The following is an 11,031-nucleotide window of genomic DNA, read 5'->3' as shown; positions in this document are numbered from 1 at the left end:
CATGACTGTTCTTTTTTTATGCTTATTTAGTGAAATGGAGAGATTTTTAATAAGAAATGTGCTCTTAAGCGGAAATGAGTGCCGGGTAGGCGAATGAGAAGGGTTTTTGAAGGGGAGAATAGACGATTCAATCGCGAATTTAATTAATTCTCCCAATAATCTACCAAATTTACTATTTATTTACCAAATAGGCTGAGTAATTTACCGAATTCCAATCGTAATTTACCATTTGTCCAAAAAACATCCATTCACCTTCACCATTTATTTCACCAACCGCACTTAACCCGCCCAACTCAGCCAAAGCCCCAGCAAAGCCCCAATAAAGCCGCCCGCCAGCTAACCCTCCGGCTTACTTAATAACCGAAACCATCCTGCAGTCCCTGACTTCTAATCCCCCGGAAAAAACTCTGCGTCCTTCTTCCAGCTTCCCTCCATTTCCCTGCCCACGCTATCCGCAGCAGCGTTTTATCATGAGCCAAATAGGTTAACATAACAAAAAGATCCTTTTATTTTTTTCTAAGTGGTTCGCAAATGCAGATTTCTCTTGTACAATAGGGATTTACGTTGAATTAAGGCAGAGGCTTGGAGGAGGTTTATTTTTTGCTTGAAAATAGTTTAGTGATGGTTGCCATCATACTTGTCATTAATATTGTATACGTCTCCTTTTTTACGATCAGGATGATCCTTACGCTGAAAGGGCAGCGTTATTTGGCGGCTTTTATCAGCATGATCGAAGTGGTCATTTATGTAATCGGACTGGGGCTTGTACTCGATAATCTGGATCAGATTCAGAATTTGATTGCATATGCTGTGGGCTACGGAATCGGCGTTGTTGTCGGTATGAAAATCGAGGAGAAGCTTGCTCTTGGATATATAACGGTTAATGTAATAACAAAAGAATATGATAAAGATGTTCCCAGGGTATTGAGGGAAAAAGGGTATGGCGTAACGAACTGGGCTGCCAATGGGCTGGAGGGCGACCGGATGGCTATGCAGATCCTGACGCCGAGGAAATATGAGCTTAAGCTTTACCAGACGATCAAGGAGCTTGATCCTAAAGCATTCATTATTGCCTATGAGCCTAAGACGATCCATGGCGGCTTCTGGGTGAAATCTGTCAGGAAAGGAAAATTGTATTCATGAGCAAGGAAAAGAAAAAGAAGCAGTTTGAAGTCCTTGAAAATGAGACGATTGGCCAATGCCTGGACCGTATAGCAAAGGAAGGCTATGTTCCGGTAAGAAGGACGGAGAAGCCGATATTTAAAGAAGTCAAGACCGGGGGCTCGGTCACTTATGAGCCGGCAGGACGGCAAATAGTCTTTGAAGCAAAAAAGGAAGAGTGAAACACGAACATTATTCTATTCTCAATCCTTATTGTTCGAATAGTGGTTGACACCCCCATAGGATAGTTGGTAAGATGTTGTTAGATAAGATTACAATTAAAATTATATTTATATAAAGATTTACCCTTATATAATAATGGGGATATGGCCCATAAGTTTCTACCTGGCTGCCGTAAATGGCCGGACTATAAGGGAAAGATGATATGACCGGTTCAAGGGTCTGCTTTCTTGTGTGTATGAGGAGCTTTCCTTTATTATCCGAGCCCGGACAGATTACTTTCTCTATTAGTGAAAAGTAACTGTCCGGGCTTTTTATTTTGAGGAAGATTAAATTTTCTGTTGGGGGAGAGGCATATGCAAGTGGCTGTTATTATGGGAAGCAAATCTGACTGGGATACGATGAAGCACACATGCGGCATGTTGGATAAGCTTGAGATTTCTTATGAAAAGCAGGTCGTTTCTGCCCATCGAACCCCGGATTTGATGTTCCGGTTTGCAGAAGAAGCAAGGGACCGCGGGATAAAAGTGATCATTGCGGGGGCTGGAGGGGCAGCTCACTTGCCAGGGATGGTGGCAGCGAAAACGACATTGCCGGTCATTGGCGTGCCAGTCCAATCCAAGGCGCTTAATGGACTCGATTCGCTGCTGTCCATTGTTCAAATGCCAGGAGGTGTTCCTGTAGCTACAGTGGCTATCGGAAAGGCAGGTGCAGTCAATGCGGCCCTCCTTGCTGCACAGATGCTGGGAGCATTTGACCAAAACATTGCAGGCAGGATAGAGGACTTGAGGCTGCACACAAAACAGGAAGTAATGGAGAGCAGTGATGAACTTGTCTAAACAAACCATTTTGCCTGGACAGACGATAGGAATCATCGGAGGCGGACAGCTGGGGAGAATGATGGCATTGGCGGCAAAGGCTCAGGGATTCAGGATTGCCGTTCTTGATCCGGCACCGGATTCTCCCTGCGGCCAGGTGGCGGACCGGCAGATAGTCGGCGGCTACGATAACCTGCTGTGTATAAAGGAGCTTGCTGAGGCGAGCGATGTGATCACTTATGAATTTGAAAATATCAATGCCGAGGCGCTTGACTGGCTGACCAGCCATGCCTATGTTCCACAGGGGTCTGAACTGCTCCGCATAACGCAGGACCGCCTGACGGAGAAAGAAGCGATCGAACGGGCAGGGGCAAAGGTTGCGCCTTACGCCCGCATCGAAAAGACGGCTGATATTTATGATAATATAGAGAAGCTTGATTTTCCTGCGGTACTAAAGACGGCACGCGGCGGCTATGATGGCAAAGGGCAATATGTGATCCGGTCAAAAGACGATATTCCTGAGGCTGCAGAGCTGCTTGAAAAAGGAATCTGTGTCCTGGAAAAGTGGATCTCTTTTCAAAAGGAAATCTCTGTGATCATTGCAAGAAACCCTGATGGGGAGACAGCTGTTTTTCCAGTAGGAGAGAATATTCATAAGGATAATATCCTGCATGAAACCATTGTACCGGCCCATATCAGCGAGAGTGCTGCACGCAAGGCTGAGGACTTGGCCAAAAGAATCGGCAAAGCGCTTGGGCTGGTTGGTACGCTTGCAGTGGAGATGTTTCTCTCTGACGGCGATGAGATTTACATAAATGAATTGGCCCCAAGGCCGCATAACTCAGGCCATTATACAATCGAGGCCTGTGAAACGTCGCAGTTTGAGCAGCATATCAGGGCAGTGTGCAATTGGCCGCTTGGAAGCACAAGGCTATTAAATCCGGCAGTTATGGTCAACATATTAGGAGAGCACCAGTCAGATGTGATCAGGGCGATACCGGGCCTGAAGGATTGGAAGATCCATCTGTATGGGAAGGATGAACCTAAGCATAAGCGGAAAATGGGGCATGCAACCCTTTTACGGCCGACAGCGGCAGAATCGCTTGCCGAGATAGACCGCAGCGGAATATGGAGCAAAGCAAAAGAAGGTATGGAGGTTTTACGATGATTGGACGTTATACAAGACCTGAAATGGGAGCGATATGGACAGAGGAAAATCGCTTTAAGGCCTGGCTGGAAGTAGAGATCCTTGCTTGTGAAGCATGGGCGGAGCTCGGGGATATCCCAAAAGAAGATGTGCAGAAAATCCGTGAGAATGCTTCATTCGATATCGAACGCATCAATGAAATTGAGCAGGAGACGCGCCATGACGTAGTGGCATTCACCCGGGCGGTTTCAGAAACGCTCGGTGAAGAGCGGAAATGGGTGCATTATGGCCTTACTTCCACGGATGTAGTGGACACAGCTCTTTCCTACCTGATCAAGCAGGCTAACAGCATCCTTCTTCAGGACTTGGAGAACTTCGTTGAAATTTTAAAGAATAAAGCAAAAGAACATAAATACACAGTCATGATGGGACGCACGCACGGTGTTCATGCAGAGCCGACAACTTTCGGGCTGAAGCTGGCTTTATGGTATGAGGAAATGAAGCGGAACCTAGAGCGCTTCAAGCAGGCCGCTTCCGGCGTTGAATTCGGGAAGATGTCCGGTGCTGTAGGAACTTACGCCAATATTAACCCCTTTGTGGAAAGCTATGTATGCGAAAAACTTGGCCTCCAGCCGGCTCCGATTTCGACACAGACACTTCAGCGTGACCGCCATGCCCACTATATGGCCGCCATCTCGCTGATTGCGACTTCCATCGAGAAGTTTGCTGTTGAAATCCGCGGACTGCAAAAGAGTGAAACACGTGAAGTGGAGGAGTTCTTTGCGAAAGGGCAGAAAGGGTCTTCTGCCATGCCGCATAAGCGCAATCCAATCGGATCTGAGAATATGACAGGCCTTGCACGCGTAATCCGCGGCCATATGCTGACTGCCTATGAAAATGTGCCGTTATGGCATGAGCGTGATATTTCACACTCTTCGGCAGAGCGGATTATTCTTCCGGATGCAACGATTGCCCTGAATTATATGCTGAACCGATTTGGGAATATCGTTAAGAATCTCACTGTGTTCCCGGAGAACATGAAGAGAAATATGGACCGAACCCTTGGCCTCATCTATTCCCAGCGCGTGCTGCTTGCTCTAATTGATAAAGGCATGGCCCGCGAAGAGGCATATGACGTTGTCCAGCCGAGGGCGATGGAGGCATGGGAGAAGCAGGTAGCGTTCAAATCGCTGGTGGAAGCTGATGAAACGATTTCTTCCAGGCTGTCTGCTGAGGAAATTGAAGACTGCTTTGATTACAACTATCACATCAAGCATGTGGACACTATTTTTGACCGTCTAGGCTTATAAAATCCGGGGGCTTCGGTCCCCTTTTATCAGGAAGATTCCCAATATTCTTACCAAGGAGGCTCTGCCATGGAAAAGAGAGCGCAACTATATGAAGGCAAGGCGAAAAAGGTATATCTGACCGATGATGAAAATATTGTCTGGCTTGAATATAAAGATTCTGCAACTGCATTCAACGGGGAGAAAAAAGCAGAGATTGCCGGTAAAGGCCGTTTGAATAACGAGATTACAAGTCTGCTGTTTTCAGAGCTTCATAAAAAGGGCATCAGTTCTCATTTTATTGAGAAGGTTTCAGCAACTGAGCAGCTTGTACAAAAAGTCGAGATTATTCCTATTGAAGTGGTTGTAAGGAATGTGGCTGCTGGAAGCATGGCAAAAAGGCTCGGAATGGAAGAAGGGGCTCTTCTGAAAAAAACGCTTGTGGAGTTTTATTTGAAGGATGACAGTCTGGGCGATCCGATCATGACTGATGATCATGTGTTTGAGCTTGAGCTTGCTTCTCCTGAAGAAGCTGCCCTGCTGAAGAGAAAAGCGCTTGAGGTTAATGCATTTTTATCAAGCTTCTTTAAGGAAATGGGCATTCGTCTCATTGACTTTAAGCTTGAGTTCGGAAAAAATGCTGCCGGCGATATTCTGCTGGCAGATGAAATCTCTCCTGATACTTGCCGCCTTTGGGATATGGAGACAAATGCGAAGCTTGATAAGGATGTATTCCGCCGTGATCTGGGAAGCTTAACAGATGCCTATGAAAATATTTTAACGAGATTGGGAGGACGCCAGCATGTATAAAGTAAAGGTGTATATCACATTAAGGGAAAGTGTATTGGATCCACAGGGGACGGTTGTGAAGGGGTCGCTCCATTCTTTGGACTTCAATGAAGTTCAGGACGTCCGGATTGGGAAATATATGGAGCTGACGATCGATAAGACTGATCGTGACATCGATGCGGCTGTAAAAGAAATGTGTGAGCGCCTGCTGGCCAATATAGTGATTGAGGATTACTGCTACGAGATCGAGGAGTGTGTTGCACTGTGAGGTTTGCAGTCATCGTTTTTCCAGGCTCCAATTGTGATATTGATATGTTCCATGCGATCCAGGATGAGCTCGGGGAGCAGGCAGAATACGTATGGCATGATACAGAAAGCCTTGGTGACTATGATGCGATCCTTCTGCCTGGAGGTTTCTCTTATGGAGATTATCTCCGTTCCGGCGCGATCGCCCGCTTCAGCAAGGTGATGAAGGCCGTGATCAAAGCAGCAGAGGAAGGAAAACCGATCTTGGGTGTCTGCAATGGATTCCAGATACTCCTTGAAACCGGCCTGCTGCCAGGAGCGATGCGCAGGAATGAAAGCCTGAAATTTATGTGCCGGCCCGTTCAGCTGCAGGTAGCGAATAATCAAACGATCTTCTCTTCCGCCTATCAACAGGGCGAACAAATCACTATCCCAATCGCACATGGAGAAGGCAATTATTACTGCGATGAAGCCACACTAAAATCACTTAAAGATAATAATAGGATCGTATTCACATACAGCGGCGAGAATCCGAATGGAAGCCTTGGGGACATCGCCGGAATCATCAATGAAAAAGGTAATGTCCTTGGCATGATGCCGCACCCTGAAAGGGCCGTCGACCAGCTATTGGGCGGTGCCGATGGACTGAAGCTTTTCCAATCAATCGTCAAACAATGGAGGGAATCTTATGCCGTTAATGCTTGAGCCAAGCCCGCAGCAGATTGTAACAGAAAAAGTCTACAAAGAGATGGGATTGACGGATCAGGAATTTGCAATGGTTGAGGACATCCTTGGCAGATTGCCGAATTACACAGAGCTCGGATTGTTTTCCGTCATGTGGTCAGAGCATTGCAGCTATAAAAATTCCAAGCCGGTCCTGAAAAAATTCCCGGTCAAAGGCGAACGCGTCCTGCAGGGTCCGGGGGAAGGAGCTGGCATCGTTGACATCGGAGACGGCCAGGCAGTTGTATTTAAAATTGAAAGCCATAACCACCCATCTGCAATCGAGCCTTACCAGGGAGCGGCAACGGGTGTGGGCGGCATTATCCGGGATGTATTTTCAATGGGAGCAAGACCGATCGCTCTCCTTAACTCTCTTCGCTTTGGAGAGCTGGATTCTCCTCGCGTTCGGTACCTTTTTAAAGAAGTAGTGGCAGGCATTGCCGGCTACGGAAACTGCATCGGCATTCCGACTGTCGGGGGCGAAGTGCAGTTTGATGCTTCCTATGAAGGCAACCCTCTTGTCAATGCCATGTGCGTCGGGCTGATCGATCATAAAGATATAAAAAAAGGCCAGGCGCATGGAGTCGGAAATACGGTTATGTATGTTGGTGCAAAGACAGGCCGCGATGGTATCCACGGCGCGACCTTTGCTTCAGAGGAACTGACAGAGCAGTCTGAAGAAAAGCGCCCTGCCGTCCAGGTCGGCGATCCGTTCATGGAGAAGCTGCTGCTTGAGGCATGCCTTGAGCTGGTTAAGAACGACGCGCTTGTAGGCATCCAGGACATGGGGGCAGCCGGGCTGACAAGCTCTTCTGCCGAAATGGCCAGCAAAGCAGGCTCCGGCATCGAGATGAATCTTGATCTTGTCCCGCAGAGGGAAACGGGCATGACTGCCTATGAAATGATGCTGTCTGAATCACAGGAGCGTATGCTGATTGTCGTCCAAAAAGGGCGTGAGCAGGAAATTGTTGATCTTTTTTCAAAATATGAACTTGAAGCCGTGGCGATCGGCCGGGTGACAGATGATAAAATGCTGCGCCTCCTACATAAAGGGGAAGTGGTGGCAGACGTTCCGGCTGATGCACTTGCCGAGGAAGCGCCTGTATACCACAAGCCTTCACGCGAGCCTGAGTATTTCCGTGAATTCCAGGCTATGGAGACGGAAATTCCGGCAGCAGGGAATGCAGGGGAAACTCTGATGCGCCTGCTGCAGCAGCCTACCATTGCAAGCAAGGAATGGGTCTATGACCAATATGACTATATGGTTCGCACGAGCACAGTTGTTTCTCCAGGTTCTGATGCGGCGGTCGTAAGAATCCGCGGAACGCGCAAGGCGCTTGCCATGACAACCGACTGCAATTCGCGTTATCTGTATTTGGATCCTGAAACAGGCGGAAAGATTGCCGTGGCTGAAGCAGCAAGGAATATTATTGCATCCGGTGCCGAACCGCTTGCCATTACAGACTGCCTGAACTTCGGCAATCCGGAAAAGCCTGAGATCTTCTGGCAGCTGGAAAAAGCAGCAGACGGCATGAGCAGTGCCTGCCTTGCCCTGAATACGCCGGTTATCGGCGGAAACGTGTCACTATATAACGAAACCAACGGTACAGCCGTCTATCCAACACCAGTAGTCGGGATGGTCGGACTTGTAGAAGATGTTGACCATATTACAACCCAGAGCTTCAAGCAGGCTGGCGATCTAATTTATCTTCTCGGAGAAACAAAGGCCGAGTTTGGCGGCAGCGAGCTGCAAAAGCTTGTTCACGGCGAGATATTCGGAAAAGCACCGGAGCTTGACCTGGAAAAAGAAGCACGGAATCAGGAGCAGGTGCTAAAAGCCATCCGTGCGGGGCTTGTCTCTTCCGCTCATGACCTGGCAGAAGGCGGACTTGCAGTTGCAGCTGCTGAGAGCGTGATAGGCTCTGAGGGACTTGGCGCTTTAATCCGCATTTCAGGAGACGAGACCAGCGCACTATTCAGTGAATCACAGTCCCGCTTCCTCCTCACTGTTAAAAAGGAAGATCAGCAGGCATTTGAAAGCATGACTGATGCGATTCTGGTCGGCGAGGTGACAGACGAGCCTGTACTTGAAGTCCACTCTGACAGCGGTCTGGTTATGAAAGAACAAACTGAAGTTCTGAAATCAGCCTGGAAAGGAGCAATCCCATGCTTGCTGAAATAAGAGGCCTGAACGAAGAATGCGGAATCTTTGGTGTCTGGGGGCATGAAAATGCCGCCCAGATCACCTATTACGGCCTTCACAGCCTGCAGCACCGCGGCCAGGAAGGTACAGGGATGGTCGTGACAGACGGGAAAAAGCTGAAGGGTCTGAAAGGTGAAGGACTTGTTGCGGAAATATTCACCGAGGATGCCATGGAGGCAATGGACGGAAAGTCGGCCATCGGTCATGTCCGCTATGCAACAGCAGGCGGCGGCGGATATGAAAATGTCCAGCCTCTTCTGTTTAACTCACAAAACGGCGGCCTGGCACTTGCTCATAATGGCAATCTGGTAAATGCCACTGCATTGAAAAATCAGCTTGAAGGACAGGGAAGCATCTTCCAGACCAGCTCAGATACAGAGGTGCTGGCCCATCTGATCAAGCGCGGCGGTTTTTCAGCCTTAAAGGACCGGGTTAAAACGGCCCTTTCCATGGTAAAGGGCGCATATGCATTTCTGATCATGACAGAAACCGAATTGATGGTGGCGCTTGACCCGAATGGCATGCGGCCGCTATCGCTCGCCAAGCTTGGCGATGCCTATGTGGTAGCTTCCGAAACCTGTGCATTTGATGTGGTCGGGGCAGAATTCATCAGGGATGTTCTTCCTGGCGAGCTCTTGATCATTGATGATGAAGGCTTCCGTTCCGAGATGTTTGCGGTTGCCTCAACGACAGCCATGTGCACGATGGAATATGTTTATTTTTCAAGGCCTGACAGCAATATCAACGGCATCAATGTCCATACGGCCCGTAAAAACCTTGGGAAGAAGCTGGCTGAAGAGTTTCCTTTTGAAGCAGATGTGGTGACAGGCGTGCCTGATTCAAGCATTTCAGCTGCCATCGGCTATGCAGAAGCATCCGGGATTCCTTATGAAATGGGGCTGATCAAGAATAGATATGTCGGCAGGACATTCATCCAGCCGTCCCAATCATTGAGGGAGCAGGGCGTCAAGATGAAGCTCTCCCCTGTGCGCGGCGTTGTCGAGGGCAAAAGGGTCATCATGGTCGATGATTCCATTGTCCGCGGCACAACAAGCAGAAGGATCGTCACCATGCTCCGCGAAGCAGGCGCGACTGAGGTTCATGTCGTGATCAGTTCACCGCCGATCAAGAACCCTTGCTTCTACGGGATCGATACATCGACACGGGAGGAATTGATTGCCTCCGAGCATTCTGTTGAAGAGATTCGGGAAATCATCGGGGCAGACACCCTTTCCTTTTTAAGTGCGGAAGGGATGATCGAAGCAATCGGCAGGACAGATTCGGGAGCATTGAAAGGCCAGTGCCTGGCATGCTTTACCGGGAACTATCCGACTGAAATCTATCCTTCTACCATTCATCCTTACGAAAAAGTCTAAGAAGCGGCATTCAGCAATGCTGCTTTTCTTTTCAAATAATCATGATAGAGGGGGAACTGTAATGGCTAATGCCTATAAGCAGGCTGGCGTGGATATAGAAGCAGGATATGAGGCGGTATCCAGGATGAAAAAGCATGTGCAAAGGACGCAGAGGGCTGGCGTAATGGGAGGCCTGGGCGGATTCGGCGGCATGTTTGATCTGTCAGTCCTGAACCTGAAGGAGCCGGTGCTGGTTTCAGGGACAGACGGGGTCGGCACAAAGCTTATGCTCGCGTTCATGATGGACCGGCATGATACAATCGGAGTGGATGCTGTTGCCATGTGCGTGAATGATATTGTCGTACAGGGCGCTGAACCGCTGTATTTCCTTGATTATATCGCATGCGGAAAAGCGGATCCGGCAAGGATTGAAGCAATCGTCAAAGGCATTGCAGACGGCTGCGAGCAGGCCGGCTGTGCGCTTGTTGGCGGAGAAACAGCCGAAATGCCCGGCATGTACAAAGAGGAAGAATATGATCTGGCCGGTTTTGCAGCAGGGGCATGTGAGAAGTCAGCGCTGATTGACGGGAGCACGATCAAGGAAGGCGATGTACTTGTCGGCCTTGCATCGAACGGGATCCACAGCAATGGGTATTCTCTTGTCAGAAAGATCCTGCTGGAGGATGCCGGCCTGATGCTGGACAGTTATCAGGAGGAACTTGGCTGCACATTGGGCGAGGAGCTTCTGAAGCCGACGCGGATTTATGTGAAGCCGGTGCTTGATGCGATGAAAAAATTCGACATCAAGGGATTGGCCCATATCACAGGCGGCGGATTCATTGAAAATCTTCCAAGAATGCTTCCAGAGGGGCTTGGAGCTGAAATTGATGAAAGCGGAAGGGAAATCCCGCCGGTATTCGCTCTTATGGAAAAGCTGGGCAATCTGGATCGCATGGAAATGTATAATATTTTTAATATGGGCACGGGAATGGCCGCGGCTGTCAGCCCGGAGCAGGCTGACATGCTCATCAGCCACCTGAATGCTTCAGGAGAAAAAGCCTACAGACTCGGGACGGTTAATAGGAAAGAAGGAATTCAAATTACCGTGTAAAACGGATTTCGG

Annotated in this window: 11 protein-coding genes and 1 riboswitch; all 11 genes read left to right on the top strand. The window is 48.8% G+C overall.

The window, feature by feature from the left end:
- Positions 1–621 precede the first annotated feature (621 nt).
- The 11 genes from Q9R36_RS11585 to purM all read left to right on the top strand — a co-directional run bounded on the left by Q9R36_RS11585 (position 622) and on the right by purM (position 11,019).
- Positions 622–1,143 carry a DUF2179 domain-containing protein gene (locus Q9R36_RS11585; protein WP_165352696.1) on the top strand — a complete coding sequence of 174 codons (522 nt, stop codon included), beginning with the start codon at positions 622–624 and terminating at the stop codon, positions 1,141–1,143.
- Positions 1,140–1,343: an NETI motif-containing protein gene (locus Q9R36_RS11580; protein ID WP_009792572.1), complete on the top strand. Its 204-nt coding sequence runs from the start codon at positions 1,140–1,142 to the stop codon at positions 1,341–1,343. Before Q9R36_RS11585 ends, Q9R36_RS11580 begins: the two co-directional genes overlap by 4 nt.
- A 106-nt stretch (positions 1,344–1,449) precedes the next feature.
- Positions 1,450–1,551: riboswitch (purine riboswitch) on the top strand.
- Between the two features lie 146 nt (positions 1,552–1,697).
- Positions 1,698–2,180, top strand: a complete 483-nt coding sequence (purE, locus tag Q9R36_RS11575) for a 5-(carboxyamino)imidazole ribonucleotide mutase (protein WP_009792571.1) — start codon at positions 1,698–1,700, stop codon at positions 2,178–2,180.
- Positions 2,167–3,327, top strand: a complete 1,161-nt coding sequence (gene purK, locus Q9R36_RS11570) for a 5-(carboxyamino)imidazole ribonucleotide synthase (protein ID WP_009792570.1) — start codon at positions 2,167–2,169, stop codon at positions 3,325–3,327. Before purE ends, purK begins: the two co-directional genes overlap by 14 nt.
- Positions 3,324–4,616, top strand: a complete 1,293-nt coding sequence (purB, locus tag Q9R36_RS11565; RefSeq protein ID WP_009792569.1) for an adenylosuccinate lyase — start codon at positions 3,324–3,326, stop codon at positions 4,614–4,616. The genes purK and purB overlap by 4 nt, the downstream gene beginning before the upstream one ends.
- Before the next feature lie 66 nt (positions 4,617–4,682).
- Positions 4,683–5,402 (top strand): phosphoribosylaminoimidazolesuccinocarboxamide synthase, encoded by a 720-nt coding sequence (purC, locus tag Q9R36_RS11560; RefSeq protein ID WP_094769534.1) that lies wholly within the window; start codon positions 4,683–4,685, stop codon positions 5,400–5,402.
- Entirely contained in the window at positions 5,395–5,649 is a 255-nt protein-coding gene (purS, locus tag Q9R36_RS11555; RefSeq protein ID WP_311225136.1) for a phosphoribosylformylglycinamidine synthase subunit PurS, read from the top strand. The genes purC and purS overlap by 8 nt, the downstream gene beginning before the upstream one ends.
- Positions 5,646–6,332, top strand: a complete 687-nt coding sequence (purQ, locus tag Q9R36_RS11550; protein ID WP_311225135.1) for a phosphoribosylformylglycinamidine synthase subunit PurQ — start codon at positions 5,646–5,648, stop codon at positions 6,330–6,332. The genes purS and purQ overlap by 4 nt, the downstream gene beginning before the upstream one ends.
- Positions 6,316–8,532 (top strand): phosphoribosylformylglycinamidine synthase subunit PurL, encoded by a 2,217-nt coding sequence (purL, locus tag Q9R36_RS11545; RefSeq protein WP_009792565.1) that lies wholly within the window; start codon positions 6,316–6,318, stop codon positions 8,530–8,532. The genes purQ and purL overlap by 17 nt, the downstream gene beginning before the upstream one ends.
- The gene (gene purF / locus Q9R36_RS11540) at positions 8,517–9,929 is read left to right on the top strand and encodes an amidophosphoribosyltransferase (protein WP_009792564.1); all 1,413 of its coding nucleotides are present in this window, start codon (positions 8,517–8,519) and stop codon (positions 9,927–9,929) included. Before purL ends, purF begins: the two co-directional genes overlap by 16 nt.
- A 61-nt stretch (positions 9,930–9,990) precedes the next feature.
- Complete coding sequence (gene purM / locus Q9R36_RS11535) at positions 9,991–11,019, top strand: phosphoribosylformylglycinamidine cyclo-ligase (RefSeq protein WP_022543256.1); 1,029 nt, start codon at positions 9,991–9,993, stop codon at positions 11,017–11,019.
- The last annotated feature ends 12 nt before the right edge of the window (positions 11,020–11,031 follow it).

This window comes from Bacillus sp. AG4(2022) (genome assembly GCF_031844465.1).
GTDB lineage: Bacteria > Bacillota > Bacilli > Bacillales > Cytobacillaceae > Bacillus_AB > Bacillus_AB infantis.
Note: the sequence above shows the minus strand (reverse complement) of the source record. Positions and strands in the feature narration are given on the sequence as shown.

Excerpts from the sequence above, each read along its gene's own strand:
- purF (WP_009792564.1), top strand. The coding sequence starts at position 8,517 with ATGCTTGCTGAAATAAGAGGCCTGAACGAAGAATGCGGAATCTTTGGT.
- purC (WP_094769534.1), top strand. The coding sequence starts at position 4,683 with ATGGAAAAGAGAGCGCAACTATATGAAGGCAAGGCGAAAAAGGTATAT.
- purE (WP_009792571.1), top strand. The coding sequence starts at position 1,698 with ATGCAAGTGGCTGTTATTATGGGAAGCAAATCTGACTGGGATACGATG.
- purM (WP_022543256.1), top strand. The coding sequence starts at position 9,991 with ATGGCTAATGCCTATAAGCAGGCTGGCGTGGATATAGAAGCAGGATAT.
- Q9R36_RS11580 (WP_009792572.1), top strand. The coding sequence starts at position 1,140 with ATGAGCAAGGAAAAGAAAAAGAAGCAGTTTGAAGTCCTTGAAAATGAG.
- purS (WP_311225136.1), top strand. The coding sequence starts at position 5,395 with ATGTATAAAGTAAAGGTGTATATCACATTAAGGGAAAGTGTATTGGAT.
- purK (WP_009792570.1), top strand. The coding sequence starts at position 2,167 with ATGAACTTGTCTAAACAAACCATTTTGCCTGGACAGACGATAGGAATC.
- purB (WP_009792569.1), top strand. The coding sequence starts at position 3,324 with ATGATTGGACGTTATACAAGACCTGAAATGGGAGCGATATGGACAGAG.
- purL (WP_009792565.1), top strand. The coding sequence starts at position 6,316 with ATGCCGTTAATGCTTGAGCCAAGCCCGCAGCAGATTGTAACAGAAAAA.
- Q9R36_RS11585 (WP_165352696.1), top strand. The coding sequence starts at position 622 with ATGGTTGCCATCATACTTGTCATTAATATTGTATACGTCTCCTTTTTT.